Annotated in this window: 27 protein-coding genes and 1 tRNA gene; 7 read left to right on the top strand and 21 right to left on the bottom strand. The window is 43.1% G+C overall.

Going from position 1 to position 19,433, the window contains the following annotated elements; all coding sequences use genetic code 11:
• Positions 1-13: 13 nt before the first annotated feature.
• The 3 genes from asd to DWY31_RS01000 are packed head-to-tail and all read right to left on the bottom strand — an operon-like array spanning position 14 to position 3,178.
• Positions 14-1,099, bottom strand: coding sequence for an aspartate-semialdehyde dehydrogenase (asd, locus tag DWY31_RS01010; RefSeq protein WP_021861157.1), 1,086 nt, complete (start codon positions 1,097-1,099; stop codon positions 14-16).
• Positions 1,100-1,124: 25 nt separating this feature from the next.
• Positions 1,125-2,522 (bottom strand): argininosuccinate lyase, encoded by a 1,398-nt coding sequence (gene argH / locus DWY31_RS01005; RefSeq protein WP_021861158.1) that lies wholly within the window; start codon positions 2,520-2,522, stop codon positions 1,125-1,127.
• A 41-nt stretch (positions 2,523-2,563) separates the two neighbouring features.
• Positions 2,564-3,178, bottom strand: coding sequence for an epoxyqueuosine reductase QueH (locus DWY31_RS01000; protein ID WP_117537256.1), 615 nt, complete (start codon positions 3,176-3,178; stop codon positions 2,564-2,566).
• 136 nt (positions 3,179-3,314) lie between these two features.
• On the opposite strand from DWY31_RS01000, the gene DWY31_RS00995 reads away from it, so the two are divergent.
• Complete coding sequence (locus tag DWY31_RS00995; protein ID WP_021861160.1) at positions 3,315-4,082, top strand: ABC transporter ATP-binding protein; 768 nt, start codon at positions 3,315-3,317, stop codon at positions 4,080-4,082.
• A complete protein-coding gene (locus tag DWY31_RS00990; RefSeq protein ID WP_442873158.1) occupies positions 4,075-4,872 on the top strand; it encodes an ABC transporter permease in 798 nt (265 codons plus the stop codon). The genes DWY31_RS00995 and DWY31_RS00990 overlap by 8 nt, the downstream gene beginning before the upstream one ends.
• A gap of 144 nt (positions 4,873-5,016) precedes the next feature.
• Here DWY31_RS00990 and DWY31_RS00985 read toward each other — a convergent pair.
• From DWY31_RS00985 to DWY31_RS00905, 17 genes are all read right to left on the bottom strand, one after another.
• Positions 5,017-5,089: transfer RNA gene (locus tag DWY31_RS00985), tRNA-Thr, on the bottom strand.
• Positions 5,090-5,244: 155 nt separating this feature from the next.
• Positions 5,245-6,132: a mechanosensitive ion channel family protein gene (locus DWY31_RS00980; protein ID WP_117537259.1), complete on the bottom strand. Its 888-nt coding sequence runs from the start codon at positions 6,130-6,132 to the stop codon at positions 5,245-5,247.
• A gap of 58 nt (positions 6,133-6,190) precedes the next feature.
• Entirely contained in the window at positions 6,191-7,027 is an 837-nt protein-coding gene (pgeF, locus tag DWY31_RS00975; protein ID WP_118519302.1) for a peptidoglycan editing factor PgeF, read from the bottom strand.
• 10 nt (positions 7,028-7,037) lie between these two features.
• Positions 7,038-7,391, bottom strand: coding sequence for a YraN family protein (locus DWY31_RS00970; protein WP_021861164.1), 354 nt, complete (start codon positions 7,389-7,391; stop codon positions 7,038-7,040).
• A gap of 26 nt (positions 7,392-7,417) precedes the next feature.
• Entirely contained in the window at positions 7,418-8,089 is a 672-nt protein-coding gene (locus DWY31_RS00965) for a ribonuclease HII (protein WP_118288513.1), read from the bottom strand.
• Positions 8,082-8,648, bottom strand: coding sequence for a signal peptidase I (gene lepB, locus DWY31_RS00960; RefSeq protein WP_117537262.1), 567 nt, complete (start codon positions 8,646-8,648; stop codon positions 8,082-8,084). The genes DWY31_RS00965 and lepB (DWY31_RS00960) overlap by 8 nt, the downstream gene beginning before the upstream one ends.
• Before the next feature lie 93 nt (positions 8,649-8,741).
• Complete coding sequence (lepB, locus tag DWY31_RS00955; RefSeq protein WP_118519301.1) at positions 8,742-9,302, bottom strand: signal peptidase I; 561 nt, start codon at positions 9,300-9,302, stop codon at positions 8,742-8,744.
• Entirely contained in the window at positions 9,296-10,147 is an 852-nt protein-coding gene (gene ylqF, locus DWY31_RS00950; protein ID WP_118519300.1) for a ribosome biogenesis GTPase YlqF, read from the bottom strand. The genes lepB (DWY31_RS00955) and ylqF overlap by 7 nt, the downstream gene beginning before the upstream one ends.
• Before the next feature lie 6 nt (positions 10,148-10,153).
• Complete coding sequence (gene lepB, locus DWY31_RS00945; protein WP_118288515.1) at positions 10,154-10,816, bottom strand: signal peptidase I; 663 nt, start codon at positions 10,814-10,816, stop codon at positions 10,154-10,156.
• 65 nt (positions 10,817-10,881) lie between these two features.
• Positions 10,882-11,229 (bottom strand): 50S ribosomal protein L19, encoded by a 348-nt coding sequence (gene rplS / locus DWY31_RS00940; protein ID WP_021859801.1) that lies wholly within the window; start codon positions 11,227-11,229, stop codon positions 10,882-10,884.
• Between the two features lie 114 nt (positions 11,230-11,343).
• Positions 11,344-12,090 carry a tRNA (guanosine(37)-N1)-methyltransferase TrmD gene (gene trmD / locus DWY31_RS00935; RefSeq protein WP_118519299.1) on the bottom strand — a complete coding sequence of 249 codons (747 nt, stop codon included), beginning with the start codon at positions 12,088-12,090 and terminating at the stop codon, positions 11,344-11,346.
• 26 nt (positions 12,091-12,116) lie between these two features.
• Complete coding sequence (rimM, locus tag DWY31_RS00930) at positions 12,117-12,623, bottom strand: ribosome maturation factor RimM (RefSeq protein WP_118519298.1); 507 nt, start codon at positions 12,621-12,623, stop codon at positions 12,117-12,119.
• Between the two features lie 76 nt (positions 12,624-12,699).
• Positions 12,700-12,930 (bottom strand): KH domain-containing protein, encoded by a 231-nt coding sequence (locus DWY31_RS00925; RefSeq protein ID WP_021859804.1) that lies wholly within the window; start codon positions 12,928-12,930, stop codon positions 12,700-12,702.
• Positions 12,931-12,954: 24 nt separating this feature from the next.
• On the bottom strand, positions 12,955-13,200 hold the full coding sequence (rpsP, locus tag DWY31_RS00920; RefSeq protein ID WP_021859805.1) for a 30S ribosomal protein S16: 246 nt from the start codon (positions 13,198-13,200) through the stop codon (positions 12,955-12,957).
• 78 nt (positions 13,201-13,278) lie between these two features.
• Positions 13,279-14,631: a signal recognition particle protein gene (gene ffh, locus DWY31_RS00915; protein WP_021859806.1), complete on the bottom strand. Its 1,353-nt coding sequence runs from the start codon at positions 14,629-14,631 to the stop codon at positions 13,279-13,281.
• A 4-nt stretch (positions 14,632-14,635) separates the two neighbouring features.
• Entirely contained in the window at positions 14,636-14,980 is a 345-nt protein-coding gene (ylxM, locus tag DWY31_RS00910) for a YlxM family DNA-binding protein (RefSeq protein ID WP_021859807.1), read from the bottom strand.
• Between the two features lie 114 nt (positions 14,981-15,094).
• On the bottom strand, positions 15,095-15,973 hold the full coding sequence (locus tag DWY31_RS00905; RefSeq protein WP_118519297.1) for a S8 family peptidase: 879 nt from the start codon (positions 15,971-15,973) through the stop codon (positions 15,095-15,097).
• A gap of 152 nt (positions 15,974-16,125) precedes the next feature.
• On the opposite strand from DWY31_RS00905, the gene DWY31_RS00900 reads away from it, so the two are divergent.
• The 4 genes from DWY31_RS00900 (at position 16,126) to DWY31_RS00885 (ending at position 17,917) form a co-directional block, all read left to right on the top strand.
• The gene (locus DWY31_RS00900) at positions 16,126-16,758 is read left to right on the top strand and encodes a J domain-containing protein (protein ID WP_021859809.1); all 633 of its coding nucleotides are present in this window, start codon (positions 16,126-16,128) and stop codon (positions 16,756-16,758) included.
• Positions 16,759-16,831: 73 nt separating this feature from the next.
• Positions 16,832-17,092: a chorion class high-cysteine HCB protein 13 gene (locus tag DWY31_RS00895; RefSeq protein WP_117537271.1), complete on the top strand. Its 261-nt coding sequence runs from the start codon at positions 16,832-16,834 to the stop codon at positions 17,090-17,092.
• A gap of 120 nt (positions 17,093-17,212) precedes the next feature.
• Positions 17,213-17,626 carry a hypothetical protein gene (locus DWY31_RS00890; RefSeq protein WP_117537272.1) on the top strand — a complete coding sequence of 138 codons (414 nt, stop codon included), beginning with the start codon at positions 17,213-17,215 and terminating at the stop codon, positions 17,624-17,626.
• A gap of 15 nt (positions 17,627-17,641) precedes the next feature.
• Positions 17,642-17,917, top strand: coding sequence for a hypothetical protein (locus tag DWY31_RS00885; protein ID WP_117537273.1), 276 nt, complete (start codon positions 17,642-17,644; stop codon positions 17,915-17,917).
• 7 nt (positions 17,918-17,924) lie between these two features.
• Here the strand turns inward: DWY31_RS00885 and DWY31_RS00880 are convergent, their stop codons facing one another.
• Entirely contained in the window at positions 17,925-18,401 is a 477-nt protein-coding gene (locus tag DWY31_RS00880; protein WP_021859933.1) for an acyl-CoA thioesterase, read from the bottom strand.
• A gap of 93 nt (positions 18,402-18,494) precedes the next feature.
• Between DWY31_RS00880 and truA the strand changes: the two genes are divergently transcribed.
• Complete coding sequence (gene truA, locus DWY31_RS00875; RefSeq protein WP_021859934.1) at positions 18,495-19,271, top strand: tRNA pseudouridine(38-40) synthase TruA; 777 nt, start codon at positions 18,495-18,497, stop codon at positions 19,269-19,271.
• Positions 19,272-19,433: the final 162 nt, after the last annotated feature.

The following is a 19,433-nucleotide window of genomic DNA, read 5'->3' as shown; positions in this document are numbered from 1 at the left end:
CACTCTGGTATCATTATTTCGCCTGAATGTATCCCTTGGCTGTAAGTGCTTCTGCGCAGAGCACAGCTCCACCTGCTGCTCCTCTGACTGTGTTGTGAGACAGACCAACAAACTTATAATCAAACATGCTGTCTTCTCTGAGACGCCCGATGGATACGCCCATTCCATTCTCGTAATCTACGTCCATTTTTACCTGCGGACGGTTGTCCTCTTCCAGATACTGGATGAACTGCTTCGGAGCACTCGGAAGTTCTGCTTCCTGTGGGAATCCTTTGAAGTTTACAAGCTTCTCGATAAGCTGTTCCTTTGTAGGCTTCTTCTCAAAATTGATAAACACTGCTGCTGTATGTCCGTTAAGAACCGGTACACGTAAGCACTGGCATGTAATCTTCGGTGACTCGGCAAGTGTGATCTGTCCATTCTCATATGTTCCGAGAACACGAAGCGGCTCCTGCTCACTCTTCTCTTCTTCTCCGCCGATATAAGGGATAATGTTCTCCACCATCTCCGGCCAGTCTTTGAATGTCTTACCTGCTCCGGAAATTGCCTGGTATGTTGTTGCAACAACTTCCTTCGGTCCGAATTCTTTCCATGCTGCAAGGCAAGGTGTATAACTCTGGATAGAACAGTTTGGTTTTACTGCGATGAATCCTCTTGTTGTCCCAAGACGTTTCTTCTGGTCGTTGATCAGTTCAAAATGAGCTGCATTGATCTCCGGTACTACCATCGGTACGTCCTTTGTCCAGCGATGTGCACTGTTGTTGGAAACAACCGGTGTCTCTGTCTTCGCATATGCTTCCTCGATCGCACGGATCTCGTCTTTTGTCATATCTACAGCGCTAAATACAAAATCTACATCAGCAGCTACTTTCTCCACTTCATTAACATTGGCAACAACCAGTTTCTTCACTGCTTCCGGCATCGGTGTGTCCATCTTCCAGCGTCCGCCAACTGCCTCTTCGTATGTCTTTCCTGCAGATCTCGGGCTTGCTGCCACTTTTACTACTTCAAACCAAGGGTGATTTTCCAGCAGAGAAATAAAGCGCTGTCCTACCATACCTGTTGCTCCTAAGATTCCTACTTTTAACTTCTGTTCCATCTTTTCTCTCCTTCTTTAATTCTCTCTATTCACTTACACCATCTTCATATGCTGACAGATAATCCTGACAGATCTTTATTACCTGTGCCATCGCATCGTGTCCCGGCGCACCGATCGTCAGACGCTTATTTACACAAGTCTTTAAGCTGATAGCTTCATAAATATCTTCTTCAAATACCGGGCAGATCTCCTTGTACTCATCTAACGGAAGATCATCCAGTGCGATCTTCTTCTCGATACACAGAAGTACCAGTCTTCCGACAATACCGTGTGCATCTCTGAACGGAACTCCGTGATTTACCAGATAATCTGCCGCATCCGTCGCATTGGTAAACCCATGTCTTGCACTCTCTGCCATGCGCTCTTTATTGAACTGCATGGTCTTTAACATTCCTGTAAATAAAGCAAGACAGCCCTTTGTTGTATCGATTGCATCAAATACCCATTCCTTGTCTTCCTGCATGTCCTTATTATATGCAAGCGGGATTCCCTTCATCGTTGTAAGGAACGAATTAAGTGCTCCATACACTCTTCCAGTCTTACCTCTTACAAGTTCTGCAATATCCGGATTCTTCTTCTGCGGCATAATACTGCTTCCGGTGCTGTATGCATCATCAATCTCCACAAACTTATATTCATTGGTATTCCAGATGATCACTTCCTCTGAAAATCTGGATAAATGCATCATGATCGTAGACAATGCAGATAACAGTTCGATCAGATAATCTCTGTCGGAAACACCGTCCATACTATTAAGTGTCGGTCCGTCAAAGCCAAGCAGTTCTGCTGTATACTCACGATCCAGCGGGTATGTAGTACCTGCAAGTGCTCCTGAACCAAGCGGGCAGGTATTCATTCTCTTCGCAATATCGATAAGTCGCTCATGATCTCTCTTAAACATCTCAAAATATGCGCCCATATGATGTGCCAGTGTGATCGGCTGTGCTTTCTGTAAATGCGTAAAGCCCGGCATATAAGTGTCAAGGTGTGCTTCCATGATCTCAAGAAGTACTTCCATCATCTCTTTCACCAAATGATTAAGCTCTTTGATCTCATCTCTCGTGTAAAGTTTCATATCTAATGCGACCTGATCGTTACGGCTGCGTCCGGTATGCATCTTCTTTCCTGCATCACCGATCCGGTCGATCAGTACCGCCTCTACGAAGCTGTGAATATCTTCATACTCAGAGGTGATCTCAAGCCTTCCTTCTTCTACATCTTTTAAAATTCCATTCAGTCCATCAAGGATCTGGTCTCTCTCTTCTTCGGTCAGGATTCCCTGTTTTGCCAGCATTCTGACATGTGCCATGCTGCCCTTCATATCCTGCGCATAGAATCTCTTATCAAAAGAAATCGATGCGTTAAAGTTATATACAAGCTGGTCTGTTTCTTTGGTGAAACGCCCGCCCCATAATTGTGCCATCAGCTCTACTTCCTTTCACAAAAATATTGTAAATAATTTTATCACATTTTGTCACGGTTTTCCATGGAAAATTCACATCCACAATAATCTTGTCGATATAGTCCATATATTTTCGATAATTCGATGGAACGTTTGTATCCATTTTTCTTCTTAAAATCAGATAACAGATATTCCACCTCGTATTCTTCACCCAACCGCTGTCCAATCTCATTTAAACGCTCCGCTTTCTTAAGCGGGCTGATACTGAGTGTCGTTGTAAAATAATCAAACCCGGCATTTTTAGCGATCTTTGCCGCTTCCCTTAAGCGCAGCTCATAGCACTTCATGCAACGTGCGCCTCCTTCTTTTACATGCTCCAGACCACTTGCCATCTCATAAAAGCGTTCCTTATCATAAGGACCTGCCATAAAGGATATCGGATGCTTCGCAGGCAGCTCATCAATAAGCTTCTGCTGCTCCCAGATTCTTTTTGTATATTCGCTCTCCGGATAAATATTCGGATTATAATAAAAAACCGTGATCTCAAAATACTGGCTCAGATATTCCAGCACATAGCTGCTGCATGGTGCACAACAGCTGTGCAGAAGAAGTTTTGGAACTCTCTCCTCCTTCGTCAGTTTTTCAAGTGTCTTGTCCAGTTCTTTCTGATAATTCATAAGTTACCTTCTCTCTGTTGTTTTAACATACTACAAAATTATAGCTTTTCTGAAATCCTATGACAAGTAAATACTTGCACTTATTTCTTATATTTACATAAACTAATATTAAATTCCTGTGCGGAGTCTGTAAAATATGGAACAAGTGCTTGAACTTCGACACATTTATTATTCCTATCACACGCCGGAAGGAGAGACACCGGCGCTTGCCGATATTTCTTTTTCTCTTTCCAAAGGAGAATTTATCGCCATCGTCGGACCGTCTGGCTGCGGCAAATCTACCCTGTTATCCGTGATCTGCGGTCTTCTGTCTCCGGAAAAGGGGCTGATCCGTATCAATGGCAAATACATGCGGGAAAGTACGACAAATATCGGATATATGTTACAGCATGATGAGCTGTTCGAGTGGCGGACAATTTTCAATAATGTCATCCTCGGACTGGAAGTACAGCATATGCTGACTGCAAAGACAAAAGAGAAAGCCGGAGAACTTCTGGATCTTTACGGTCTTGGAAATTTCAAAAATTCCCGACCTTCTGAGCTGTCCGGCGGCATGCGGCAACGTGCCGCTCTTATCCGCACACTCGTACTGGATCCGGATCTTCTGCTTCTGGATGAACCATTCTCCGCGCTGGATTACCAGACCAGACTCCAGGTCGGGGATGATATCGGACAGATCATACGGAAAGAAGGCAATTCTGCCATTCTGGTCACCCATGATCTCTCAGAAGCAATTTCCCTTGCTGACCGGGTGATCGTCTTATCCGGAAGACCGGCAACGATACAGCAGACAATTCCACTTATCTTTGACCTTGATCGGGATACACCGCTTGCAAGACGCAATGCTCCCGAATTTAAAACATATTTTAATCTGATCTGGGAGGAGCTGAATGCAAATGTATGAAATATCCAGAACACATGCAGACTATCTGAGGACAATACGAAGGCATAAACACATTGTACACATTTCCCGAATACTGATTCTTCTAAGTTTTCTCTTTATCTGGGAATTTACTGCAAATGTCGGCATCATCGATTCTTTTATTTTCAGCAGTCCGTCAAAGATTGTACAGTGCTTTGCCGGCATGGCTGCTGACCAGAGCATTTTCCTGCACATCGGTGTCACGATTTACGAAACACTTTTAAGCTTCCTGCTCGTCATTGCCATCAGTATCCTGATGGCAGTTCTTCTCTGGTTCAGCCCAAAGCTTTCAGAAATTGCAGATCCTTATTTGGTCGTGCTGAACAGCCTTCCAAAATCTGCTCTTGCACCGCTTCTGATTGTCTGGCTCGGTGCAAATAAAACGACGATCATTGTTGCAGGAATGTCTGTTGCCATCTTCGGGAGTATTTTAAATCTTTATACAAGTTTCCACACCGTAGATGCCGGGAAACTGATGCTGGTCTACACACTTGGCGGCAACCGCTTCCATGCGCTGTATAAAGTCGTTCTCCCCTGCTCACTGCCTGCCATCATCAGTAATATGAAAGTCAACATCGGGCTCTGTCTGGTCGGCGTTATCATCGGCGAATTTCTTGCCGCCAAAGAAGGGCTTGGTTACCTGATCATCTACGCAAGTCAGGTATTTAAAATGGATTGGCTTCTAATGTCTATTCTTTTGCTCTGCATCCTTGCCACTATCCTCTATTCGCTCATCAATCTTCTGGAGAGGCGGTGCAGGCGCCGTTATTAGAACAACCAAAAAGGACCATTCACTGCTACGTGACGGTCCTGTCTACATATCTTATTCTACAAACACGCAAATTCATCCTGAATCGCATATTCTGGTTTTTGAAATATATTCTCTAAAAGTCTTCTGAAAATAAATAATAAAAAAAGCTGGAAATCGGACTTGAACCGACGACCCCTTCATTACGAGTGAAGTGCTCTACCGACTGAGCTATTCCAGCATGGACTGCATCAACTCGCAGTCACAAATTATATTATACCTGATTTTTTTACTTTTGCAAGAACTTTTTTACGAAACCGATTTCAAACTGATTTTCAAATCGGCTTTTCCATTTTCAAACCAGTCTAATTTTTAAATCTGTTCCAGACTTCGTCCTTATGCGTTTTTGTTCATATGAACGGTCAGCTGGCGATACGGAATCTCAATCTGGTTCTCATCCATCTTCTCTTTGATGTTCTCCAGTATACGCCATTTTGCCTGCCAGAAGTCCGCACTCTTCGTCCAGGCACGGGCACCCAGAACAACAGAACTTTCACCCAGTTCATCTACAAATACGACAATCTCATCTTCTCGGAGCACTGCCGGATCATTATTTAACACATCCATGATCATTGCTTTCGCCTTTTTAAGATCCGCATCATAGGAAATATCTACCTTGAGATCCAGACGTCTCTCATCCTTCGCTGTCGCATTGGTCAGACTGTTATTCGTCAGTATCCCGTTCGGTATGACAATTGTCTTGTTATCAATCGTTGTCAGTTTCGTGTAAAAAATCTGTATCTCTTTTACAGTTCCTTCATTTTTGTTCGTATCTTCAATAATGTAATCCCCGACTTCAAATGGCTTCAGGAGAAGGATCAATACACCACCCGCAAAGTTGGAAAGACTTCCTTGCATGGCAAGGCCGATTGCCACACCACCGGATGCGATCAATGCCGCTACAGAAGAAGCATCGATTCCAAATTTCGTTCCGATCATAAACAACAGAAGAAAATATAATGAAAACTTTAAAAGTGAATCAACGAATTGTTCTACACCTTTGTCAGCACTTGAGCGCTGCATGGATTTGCGTACGAGTTTGCGAATCCAGCGGATTACAATTCTTCCAATAAAGAAAAACACAAGTGCAAATACTACTTTTATTCCAAAAGAGATAAAATCGGGAATATGATTTTGCAGATATGTCGTAAACTGACTGACTTCTTTAACCGTATCCTGTGTCGTCTTTGTTGCGGCTTCTACCGTTTTTGTTGTGTCATCCATAGATTTTATTATCCTCCTGCATATTATTATATATGCTTTTTCTTACATACGCTTTCTCTTACACTTCTTGTAATGCCAGGAACGCACTTAAATTGCCTCTCGCATTGCCCGTTGTTCTATGTGAAAACAGCAGATCCGGGTTACAGTGTGTGCAGAGATTTGTCACCGCTATATGTTCTTTTAAAATACCGGCTTCTTCAAAGACTGCCTCATTGGCACGCCACAGATTTAACTGGTATTTTCCATTTTCTTTTTTATAAAATAATTCTTCCCAGAGTGACGCATCAAAAGCTTCTTTAAATTTTTCAATTACATCTTCGCTCACTTCATAGCAGTCCTGACAGATCGAAGGTCCAATCGCAGCGAGAATATCTTTCGGGTCACTGCCGAATTCTTTCACAAGCTTCTCTACTGTTACTTTTCCCATCTTGCCGACTGTACCACGCCATCCGGAATGGCTGAGTCCAATCGCTTTCTTCACCGGATCTACAAAGAAAAGCGGTACACAGTCTGCGTAAAATGTTACAAGGCAGATCCCCGGCACATTTGTAACCAGTCCGTCTGTCTCCATAAAATGTCTGCCTTTATCCTCCGGCATGACACGTGCAACATTCGTCGTATGTGTCTGGTGTGTGTAGGTAAAGTCTTCCTTATGTACACCGATTGCACCTGCGATACGTTCCTTGTTGATTTCCACATCCTCCAGATCATCGCCTCTTGTGATACTGATATTCATAGATGTCCAGCATCCTTTGCTGACACCACCCAGTCTTGTAGAAAATCCATGATTTACAATCCCAGTATTTTCGAACAGCGGGTACGAAAGAAACGGCACATCATTTACTATCTTTTCATTAAAAATATGTTCGTCATTTTTATATTTGAATCCCAGCATATCGCTCCTCCTAATACGCCTCAAATGCATTTTTTACAAGACAGATCTCATCATTCATAATTCCAATCACATCAAACCGACATGGTACTTCAGATAATCCGTGGTTTATAAGATAAATTCCTGCACATCGTGCGATCGTCCTCTGCTTCTTCACATCAACAGCCTCCAGCGGATGTCCGCCGGACGAACCATTCCGGTACTTTACTTCACAGAAGACAAGATATTCACCGTCTCTTGCGATAATATCAATCTCGCCTGCACGGCATCTGTAATTGTATTCCAGTATCTCATATCCGTGCTTCTTAAGATATGCACCGGCTTCTTTCTCAAATTTGCTTCCGATTGCTCTGTTATTCTCTCTCATAAACAGATCTTGTCCTCATCTTTGTCCTATACAAAATGTGTAATAAATGTTTTCCTGTGTATCGGTGTCGCTCCAAGTTCTTTTAAGCCTGCAATATGCGCTTTTGTTCCATAGCCTTTATTTTTTGCAAAATCATACCCCGGCAGAACCTGGTCGTACTCGATCATCAGATGATCCCTTGTGACTTTCGCTACGATACTTGCCGCTGCAATGGAAATACTCTTCGCATCTCCCTTGATGATCGGCACCTGTGGAATATCCACTTCCGGAATCGTCACCGCATCATTGAGCAACAGATCCGGCTTTTTTCCGAGTTTTCCTGTCAGATCCTCAATTGCCATCCGCATTGCTTCATAAGTTGCCTGCAAAATATTGATCTCATCGATCCTTGCCGGACCAACCGCGCCGATCCCGACCGCAACAGCTTTTTCCATAATTTCATCATAGAGTAATTCTCTTTTTTTCTCAGATAATTTCTTAGAATCATTGAGATATAATATCGTAACGTCTTTTGGCAACACAACTGCACACGCCACTACCGGACCCGCAAGCGGTCCGCGTCCGACTTCATCAATCCCGCAGATATGCGTATACTGCGCATATTCTTTCTCATACGCGGACATGACTTCCAGTCTCTCCAGCTCTTTTCTAAGCTTCTCTTCTTTCTTGCGCAGTCTCTCTTCTTCTCTTTTATTCATGTTTGATCACTCCGAACTTATTCAGCGGATAAATTCTGATAAATGCTCTTCCAAGCAGATCACTCCGCTTCAATACTCCAACATACGGATCACGGCTGTCCTGGCTGTGATTCCGGTTATCTCCCAGCACAAAATACTCATCGGAGCCAAGCTTAATTGGTTCTTCGGCAATTCCCGGTTCATCCATCACTTCTCTTCCGTAAATGTCACTGGTTAATTTCTTTCCATTAATATAAGTATAGCCATCCTTTACCTGGACAATCTCACCCGGCAGTCCGATAATTCGTTTGATATAAAATGTATTTTCTTCATATTTGTATGGAAATACGATAATATCATAGCGCGACGGGTCATGGAAACGATAAGATATCTTATCTACGATCAGATTGTCTCCATCCTGCAGTGTCGTCTCCATCGACTGTCCGCTGACTCTTGTTCTTTGTCCTACAAATGTTACGATCATCCAAGTCAGTCCGATGATCACTAATATGTATAAAATATACCCAAGAATCGTTCTTAACATGCTCTTTGAACGCTCCTTTTCTTTTCCTTTTGCCATTCTTTAAACCCCTTTCCGGATGCTCTCTTTCTAAAAAACTTCCATCCGTTATCTGTCCGCGAAACCTTCTGTCGGCAGTTTTCAGCAGATATGCTACTTGTGCCGGAGCAGTCCGAACTTGTTAAACGGATAGATCCGAAGCCACGCTCTTCCCATCAGATCGCTTTTCTTCAGTACGCCGACATCCGGATCACGGCTGTCCGTACTGTCATTACGGTTATCTCCCAGCACGAAATACTCGTCTTTTCCAAGTTTTACCGGTTCTTCGGCAATTCCCGGTTCATCCATCACTTCTTTGCCGTATATATCACTGGTCAGTTTCTTTCCATTAATATATGTGTAACCATCCTTTACCTGCACTGTCTCGCCCGGCAGTCCGATGATACGTTTGATATAAAATGTATTTTCTTCAAACTTGATCGGAAATACAATAATATCATACCTCTCCGGATCATGGAAACGGTACGATAACTTATCTACGATCAGGTTATCTCCATTATGAAGTGTATTCTGCATGGAAGGTCCGCTGACTTTTGTACGCTGTCCTACAAATGTTACGATGAGATATGCAAGCCCGATAATCACTAACAGATATAAAAGCCATCCAATTAATGAACGTCCTGTGCTTTTCTTCTCTTCTTTATTATCTAACATACACCCTCCGGATATTCCAGTGTCAGTCTGCCAAGACGTCCGTTACGGAAATCATCTAACAACAGCATGGCTGCCTTCTCTGTATTTAATTCATTTCCTCTGACAACACAGTTACGGTTCTTCGCAATCTGATGCAGTACTACATAAGGACCTTCATCCGGTTCTACGGCATATTTTTCCGGTAAAACATCCGGATAATATGTTCCGAGGAATTTAATAAGCTCTGCCGCCAGTTCTTCTGTGTTTAAAATCTCATCCTTCATAGAGCCGATAAATGCAAGCCGGAGTCCGACTGCCTGGTCTTCGAATTTTGGCCAGAGGATTCCCGGAGTATCCAGAAGCTCCACCTGCTTGTTCAAGCGGATCCACTGCTTGCCTTTTGTAACACCCGGTTTATTTCCTGTCTTTGCACAGGCTTTTCCTGCCAGTGCATTGATAAATGTAGATTTACCGACATTCGGGATGCCGACAACCATCGCACGTACCGGGCGGTTTAAGATTCCTCGCTTTCTGTCGCGTTCGATCTTTTCTTTGCAGGCTTCACGGATCACACCCTGGATGGACTTGATCCCGCCGCCTTTTTTGGAATTGACCTTCACAACAGAGTATCCTTTGGTTTTAAAATATTCTGCCCACGCATCATTCCATTTATCTTCTGCAAGATCAGCTTTATTCAGTAAAACCAGTCTTGCTTTGTTCTTTCCTAGTTCATCGATATCCGGATTCCGGCTGGAAATCGGGATTCTGGCATCTACCAGCTCAATCACAAGGTCAATTAATTTAATATTTTCCTGCATCATACGCTTTGCTTTCGTCATATGACCAGGGTACCACTGAAAATGCATATATCTTTACCTCACAAATCCAAAATGTTTTCTCGGTAACGCAACAAACCACGCTTTTCCGTAAATATAACTGCGCTTCACATTACCGATATCTGCATCACGGCTGTCATCGCTGTTCTCTCTGTCATCTCCGAGGACAAAATATTCATCGGAAGCAAGTTTCATCTGCTCACCTACGATACCGACATCACTGATCTTCGATGTCTTGTAATCTTCTTCCAGTTTCTTTCCATCTATATAAACATTATTCTCGATAATCTGGATCGTCTCACCCGGCAATCCGACAATACGCTTCGTATAATAATGATCGTTCTCATTCCCTTTTGGTTTAAAGACAATAATATCTCCCCGCTTCGGTGTCGTAGCATTATACACAATCCGATTTACCAGTACAACATCTCCGTTCTTCAGAACCGGATTCATGGAATCGCCAACTACACTGACACGCTGTCCAAAATACCATACCGATACAAATGCCAGCAAGCAGACTACTGCAATCTGAAAGATCCATTTAAAAACGCCTGCAACGATGTAACGGTCCGGTTTGAAAGAAAACTTCTTCTGTCCGAATTGTTTTCTCCTGTACCTTCTGCTTCGATATTTTTTGCTTTTAAAATCTTTTCTCCGCAAATGTCTTCCTTTAAAAAGCGCCCTTCTCTTTCTTTTCATAAGATCCCCTTATATCAGAAAAAGGACAACTACAAATATGTACTTGTCCTTTTTAAACCTGTTTCTTATTTTACTAATTCTTTAACTTTCGCTCTCTTACCAACGCGGTCTCTTAAGTAGTTCAGTTTAGCTCTTCTTACTTTACCTCTTCTTACTACTTCAACCTTCTCTACGTTTGGAGAGTGAAGCGGCCAAGTCTTCTCAACGCCTACTCCATTAGAAGTCTTTCTAACTGTAAATGTTGCTCTTGTACTTCCGCCCTGCTTCTTAAGAACTGTACCTTCGAAAACCTGAATTCTTTCACGGTTTCCCTCTTTGATCTTACCGTAAACTTTTACAGTATCACCAACGTGGAACTCCGGTGCATTCTCTTTTAACTGCTCTGCTTCAATATTTTTAATAATATCGTTCATTGTGTGACCTCCTTGTTTACTTGGATGTTCTTAATACGCTTCGTACCAGAGGACCATCTATTTTCTTCACAACATATAATATGTTACCATAATCCTAACCCAAAAGCAAGAAGTTTATTCGCTTTTTGTCATTTCTTTCTGTATCTGCGCTGCGAGGATTCTCTCCTTGTCTGTAAGCTCTGCTTTTTCCAGCAGATCCGGACGGTTCTTCGCTGTACGGATGACAGACTGCTCTCTGCGCCATTTTTCAATATTGGCATGGTGACCGGACATCAGAACTTCCGGAACTTTTTTATCATGCCATGTCTCCGGTCTTGAATACTGCGGATATTCCAGAAGATTATCCTGAAAACTTTCAAACTCTGCGGAAACATCATTGTGGAGCACTCCCGGAACAAGTCTGGAAATCGCATCTACCATGATCATTGACGGAAGTTCTCCTCCGGTCAGCACATAATCTCCAATCGATACATAATCCGTAACAATCTCTTCCAGCACGCGCTCGTCAATGCCTTCATAATGACCGCACAAGAATACGAGTTCTTCTTCTTCCGCAAATTCTTCTGCCATCTTCTGGTTAAATGTCTGTCCCTGCGGCGACAGATAGACTACACGCGGACGCTTTCCGATTCTGTCTTCCAGAGCTTTGTAACACTGGTATACAGGCTCTGCCTGCATGAGCATTCCTGCACCGCCGCCATATGGATAATCATCCACGCTGTTATGCTTGTTAAATGCATAATCCCGGATATTAATTGCTTCGATGGAAAGCAGTTCATTCTTTATCGCACGTCCGATAATACTTGTCTTAAGACCGCCCATCACCATCTCCGGAAATAATGTCATAATATAAAACTGCATTTGTTATGATTCCTTCCTGTAAGCAATCAGATCAGTCCATCCATCAGATGGATCATCATCTGTCCTTTTTCTATATCTACACTGCGGATACATTCTTTGATCGCAGGAACAAGCACTTCGCCGTGCTCCGCATTTTCAATCACATAAACATCGTTGGCGCCTGTCTCGATCACATCTTTTAATGTACCGAATATATTGCCATCTTCTGTGCATACTTCCATGCCGATCATATCCGCAATGAAATATTCGTCTTCTTCCAGCGCTACTGCATGTTCTCTTGTTACATAAAGCGAACATCTTTTATACTTTTCAATATCATTTATATTATCAATGCCTTTAAATTTTAAGATTACAAACTGTTTAAAAAATTTTACACTCTGAATTTCTAACGGCATTGTCTCTTTTCCTGTATCAAGAATGACCTGTTTTAACTTTTTGAAGCGGTTCACATCATCCGTAGTCGGAAAAACTTTGACTTCTCCCCGCACGCCGTGTGTCTGTGTGATCACGCCTACCTGAAGCATATCTTCCATTTACAAATCTCCTTCTGACTGCTTTAAAAAAGGACAGGTACTACTACAGACCTGTCCTGTAAGCATCCGTTGGTAATTAATCTAAAATATCAACGATTACTTTCTTATCTTCCTTTGCAGCTGCTGCTTTTACCACAGAACGAATTGCTTTTGCAATACGTCCCTGTTTTCCGATTACTTTTCCCATGTCGGAATCTGCAACCTTCACTTCCAGAACGGTAGCTTTCTTATCTTCACGTTCTGTTACAACAACACTGTCAGGATCATCTACTAAAGCTTTTGCGATAACTTCTACCAGCTCTTTCATAGCTGTGCACCTCCAGGGTATTAATTATTTCTCGATGCCTGCTGCTTTGAAAATCTTGCTTACTGTTTCTGTCGGCTGTGCACCTGTTCCTAACCATTTCTTAGCTGCTTCTTCGTCAACTGAGATTGCGCTTGGCTCACAGTTCGGATCATATGTTCCGATCTCGTCGATGAATTTACCATCTCTTGGTGATCTAGAATCTGCTACTACGATTCTATAAAAAGGAGCTTTCTTCTGTCCCATTCTTCTTAATCTGATTTTTACTGCCATTTTGTTTACCTCCAAATAAAATTTTATAAATATTTTTTAATTTCTATATATAATGCGTAATCACGCCTTATATCAATGTTAGAACGGCATGCGGAACTTGCCGCGTTTTCCGCCTTTTCCCATCATCTTCATCATCTTCTTCATCTCACCGAACTGCTTGACCATACGGTTCACTTCACTGATGTCCACACCTGCGCCTCTTGCGATACGATGCTTTCTTGAAGGATTCAGAACATCCGGATTTCTTCTCTCTTCCACAGTCATGGAATAAATGATTGCTTCCATGCGCGCCATGTTCTTCTCAGCCTGCGCTGTCTGCTCATCATCAAGACCTTTCATCTTGCCCATTCCCATACCGCCAAGTCCCGGCAGCATGCTCATGATGCTGGAAAGTCCACCCATATTTTTCATCTGCTTCATGCTTTCCAGATAATCCTCGAAATCAAACTGTGCCTTCTTAAGCTTCTTGGACATCTCTTTGGCTTTCTCTTCATCAATCTGTGACTCTGCCTTCTCGATCAGTGTCAGCACATCACCCATACCAAGGATTCTGGATGCCATACGTTCCGGGTAAAACTGCTCCAAATCTGAAAGTTTCTCTCCCATACCTGCGTACAAAATCGGCTTTCCGGTAACTGCCTTAACAGAAAGTGCAGCACCACCTCTTGTGTCACCATCTAATTTGGTAACGATCACACCGTCAATGCCGATCTTATCATTGAAATCCTTCGCCACATTCACGGCGTCCTGACCGGTCATCGCATCAATTACGAGAATCGTCTGATGTACTTCTACGGTTTCTTTGATCTCCTGAAGTTCTGCCATCATATCTTCATCAATATGAAGACGTCCTGCAGTATCGAGGATCACCGGCGTGTTGCCATTCTTCTTCGCATGCTCGATCGCAGCTTTTGCGATATCTGCCGGCTTGTGGTTTTCTCCCATTGCGAAGACTTCCACTCCCTGTTTCTCACCGTTGACCTGTAACTGCTTGATTGCAGCAGGACGGTACACATCACACGCTACCAGTAATGGCTTCTTGCCTTTTAATTTATATTTGCCCGCCAGTTTCGCGGTCGTTGTTGTCTTACCTGCTCCCTGAAGTCCTGCCATCATAATGACAGTGATTGCACTTCCCGGCTGTAACTTGATCTCCGTTGTCTCAGAGCCCATCAGCTTAACCAGCTCTTCATTAACGATCTTGATCACCATCTGTCCCGGATTCAATCCATTCATGACATCCTGTCCAATGGCTCTCTCCTGGACATTCTTGATAAACTCCTTTACAACCTTGAAGTTTACATCCGCAGCTAACAATGCACGTTTGATCTCTTTTAATGCTTCTTTTACATCTGCCTCTGTAAGTCTACCCTTGCTCCGCAGATTCTTAAACACATTCTGAAGTTTTTCTGTCAGACTGTCAAATGCCATATATCTATAACTCCTCTATAATCTCATCCGATATCTTACGGATTTCTTTCACGATCTCTTCTGCACGCTCTTTCTCATAGCCATCCAGCAATTCCTTGATCGTTCCTGTCTTCTCTTTTATTGCCATGAACTTCTCTACCAGATGAAGTTTCTCTTCATATCCGCTCAATGTCTGATTACACCGTCGGATCAGATCGTGTACTCCCTGCCGGCTGATGCCTGCCTCTCTTGCAATCTCACCAAGAGACAGATCCTCCTGGATGAACTGTCCGTAAATCTCTTTCTGATGATCTGTCAGCAATTCTCCATAGAAGTCAAACAATAAAGCCTGTTCAAGAATTTCATTCATGTTTATCACCTGTGTTATCATACACGATAGCTGCGCAGGTGTCAAGTATTTTTTCTTGACACCCTGGTTTTCTTCCTTTTTTCTTATTTTCCCTACTTCTTTCGTGTCTCATTTTTATGCAAGCAGCTGTTCCACACGCAGTGATCTGCCGCACCGCTTCAGCAAATATCTCTTCAGCTCCTCACCTTCCAGTTCCGGATATTTGCTTTTTGCAAGTGCAAGCGCACCTGTTACGACAGGTGTCGCCATTGACGCACCGCTCTTTCTTATATAAGGAAAAAACTCTTTTCTTTGAAAACAGCTTTCCCCGTTTACCGCTTCATATCCGCAGGATACAATTCCCTCTCCCGGCGCAAAAATATCCGGTTTCCACACACAGATTCTTTCCCGTCCTGTTCCGCTGCAGTACCTGCCCATGCCACTGCGCCTGTAAGCTCCGACAGTGAGTACTTTTTCATTTGTACCCGGAACACTTACTTTCCGGCTTTGCAGTCCATAATTTCCGGCAGACACAACGACCGTGATTCCACAGTTACACAGTTCCTCCACAGCTTCTGTAATGCGGTTCTCCTTGACCGGATCAAGTCCCACGCCGGCACCAAGTGACAGATTCACAAGTGCAATTTTATTTTTCTTATTCACTTTTCTTACATGTTCCATTCCCCGTAAAATATGCATGGCATTTCCTTCCCCTCTTTCATCCAGTATTTTCACGATCAGAAGTTCCACTCCCGGTGCCATCCCTGCATACCTTCCACCGGACATTTTCCCGTCTCCGGCAAGAATTCCTGCCACATGTGTTCCATGCCCGTTGTCATCATAAAGTCCGCATCGTCCATGCTGCATATCTGCAAATCCAATGACTCTTCCTTTAAAATCCGGATGTGGATATGCACCTGTATCCAGGATAGCAGCTCTCACACCTCTTCCTGTAATCCTTCCATTTATTGTATCCGGACATGCATATCCGATCTGGCGCTTTACGTTGTCCATATGATTATCACCTTTTTTATCAGCATATTCACCGGTATGCTTTCCGGCAGATATTATCCGCTAAAATTTTCCAGAATTTCAAATTGATTTCCTATAAAAACTGTCGTAATATAAATATGTTCTATTTACATAGACATATAAGGGGAGAATCTATGAAATCAAAAAATTATTATGACATTCTGGGTGTTTCTGTGAAAGCGTCTGCGGAAGAAATCACATCGGCGAAAAACGAACTGGCAAAAAGGTACCATCCCGATGCAAATATGAAGAACGGCGTTGATACAACCAGCCGGATGCAGGAAATTCTCGAAGCATATAAAGTACTTTCAGATCCGGCACGCCGCAAGGCATACGACCGCTCCTTAACCGGGCGGAAAGCCGTTATGCGTACTTTTGATCTGTTCGATATAGAAGAAGAATCGAACGGCGACACCGGATTTGTCGTTTACTGGAAAGCAGCAAATACATTATATGATATCGTTCTGGAGAGTGAACCGTTATTTCACAAACGGGAGGCTAAAGGCAGACTGACTGCACTTGCCATCCGAGCCCTGCGCCCGATCATCACACTGCGGGAAGCGCAGATCCCGGAGCGCTACTGGCATCCGGATATTATGAACTGGCTACTTTTTACGTCTTACCAGAATCCAAACTATACTGTTACTTATCTGCTTGCGCTCTATGACACCCATATCAGATCAAGCCGCAGCATGGTTGAAAAGCTAAAAGCCCAGAACGCTGCTGCCAGATATGAACATACTGTCAGGAAATTATTAAAATATTAGCCGGTGCTTTACTCACACATCCTCCGGATTCGCATATGTTATTACTGTAAATATTTCATCGGAGGATTTTAATATGAGTGATTTAAGTGCTACAAACTGTGGCTGCGGATGTGACGCTGACAGATTCGGAGGCGGATGCGGCAACAATAACAACTGCGGATGTGGTTTCGGCAATAACAGCTGCCTGTGGATCATCCTTCTCTTATGCTGCTGTGGCGGATGCGGCAACAACAACGGATGTGGCTGTGGCAATGACAGCTGCCTGTGGATCATCCTTCTCTTATGCTGCTGCGGTGGTTTCGGCAACTGCGGATGTGGAAACGGATGCTGCTAATTCATCCTTCACACTGTTTCCGATATGATTCGGGATGGAGTTTATACTCCATCTCCTTTTTTATGTATATTTCCACGTTATTCCTCATATATATTTACAACGTAAAAGGAAGGAACTGCCATGGAAAAGAAAACACCCAGATCATTGCTGCCGTTCGATGAACTGACCATGCCCGGGGACTTATATCTTCTGAAACTTCTTTTGCCGTTCATCCCCGCACATATGCAGAAATTACTTGCCATTTTTATTAAATATCTGGAACTTTCCTATACCTTGCGTACGTTTCAGGGATTTGCCCGGAAAGAATTTTCCCTGCAGTCTGTCTCCGAACTTCTTCCATACATGGATCCGGACAGCTCAGACAAATTCCGCCAATTGGAAATGATGATGCAGATGTTTTCCATGTCAGAAAATGACACAGACTTTAATCCTTCTGATATTTTAAATGGAATGTTTACAGATACACAGCAGGAAGAATTTGCTGCATACAGTCAGATGTTTGATGATGCGTTAAACAAAGATTTTGGAAAATGAAAGGAGTGTTTATCTATGGCAAATGAATGGATGAATCACCCGGATCTTAAAAATCTCGATCCGATCAAATTACAGCTGATCCGCACTGCTGCCGCCAATGCAGGGAATAAAACCGGAAAGGATCTTGCTCCGGTTATGATGGCTCTTATATCCAGTGCCGGAAAGAAAGGAATCCGCTTCACTCCGGATGAATTTTCCCTGATCCTTGAGATCTTGAAAGACGGGAAATCGGATCAGGCGAAACAGAATATTGATCAGATGGTACAGATGATAAAAGGTTATATAAAGTAATAGCATTCTAAAACCCTTCTTCCTTGCGGAGCATACGGATCTCCCGACGCTTCTTTGCCTTTTCCCATTCCGCTCTCTCTTCTTCTGTCTCAAGAACGAGTCCCGGAACGTGCGCCGGTCTGTCATTCTCATCAAGACCAACCATTGTAAAATATGCACGATTGATGAGTGTACGTTCACTGTCCATATGCTCTACATAGGTGTCTACCTTTACTTCCATGGAAGTAGTTCCGACATACGTTACGCTTCCTATAATAATCACAACATCCTTCTGATACGCACCGTGGAGGAACTTCAGATTGTCTACGGATGCTGTGATCACATTCATTCTTGCATGTCTCTTTGCCGCGACTACAGCCACTTCATCGATCCACTGCATCAGGATTCCACCAAACAGACGATCTGCACCGTTTAGATGGTTTGGGCGCACAATATGGATTGTCTCAACGACTGATTCAGATACTTTTCTTTCTTCTGCCTTCATAAAATAATCTTCTCTTTCTTATTTTCGTGTCTTTTATTATACCACAAGATTTGTTATACTAACACTACAAGCATACAAAAGGAGCATTTAAACATGAGAAATATAAAACTTACGATAGAATACGATGGCAGCCGTTATCAGGGTTGGACAAGACTTGGCAAGAATGAATCGAGCAATACAATTTTCAATAAGATTCAGGAAGTTCTGCGGAAGATGACCGGTGAATTTGTTGTGGATCTCTACTGTGGATGCCGTACAGAAGTTGGTGTGCACGCCTATGCACAGATTGTCAACTTCAAGACTGAGAGCACGATGGATGTACAGGATATCAAACATTATCTGAACCGCTATCTTCCAATGGATATCGCGATTACAGATGTAGAGGAAGTCGATGACCGTTTTCATGCACAGTTGAATGCCAGATATAAGACTTATGTATACCGCATGACGATTTCCGATGTGCCGAGTGTATTCGACCGCAAGACAACTTACCACTGCTATAAGATTCCGGACAAGAAACGCATGCAGCAGGCTGCCCTGCACTTGATCGGCAAACATGATTTCAAGAATTTTTCAACCGTCAAGAAGACCAAATCTACTATCCGTGAAGTTACAAACATTGAGATTTATGACGATATCGAAGAAATGCAGATCACACTCCGCGCCGATGATTTTCTTCATAACATGGCGCGTATCATTATCGGCACACTTCTGGATATCGGTTTTGGCACACGAAGTCTTGATGATATCGATGCAATCTTTGACGGCACTGCCGATGCAAGTGCCCCGTGCGATCCGAAAGGATTATATCTGCAGGATATTGAATATGCTGCACCGGTCGGCAATGCACCAACGATGGGCGAGATATAGTTCTGGAGACTTAAACAACAAAAGAGTATTGCAATTAGAATATCTCTTCTATTTTGCAGTACTCTTTTCTTATCTTATGTCCTTATTACTTTATAGTGTATCTCTTACATAGTTCCTTTCACGTTACATTTTTCTCTTCTGCAAGATTATTTTCACATTGCA

This window comes from Dorea sp. AF24-7LB (assembly GCF_003478575.1).
In the GTDB taxonomy this organism is placed as follows: domain Bacteria; phylum Bacillota; class Clostridia; order Lachnospirales; family Lachnospiraceae; genus Dorea_D; species Dorea_D hominis.
This window is presented reverse-complemented; position numbering and strand designations above follow the sequence as displayed.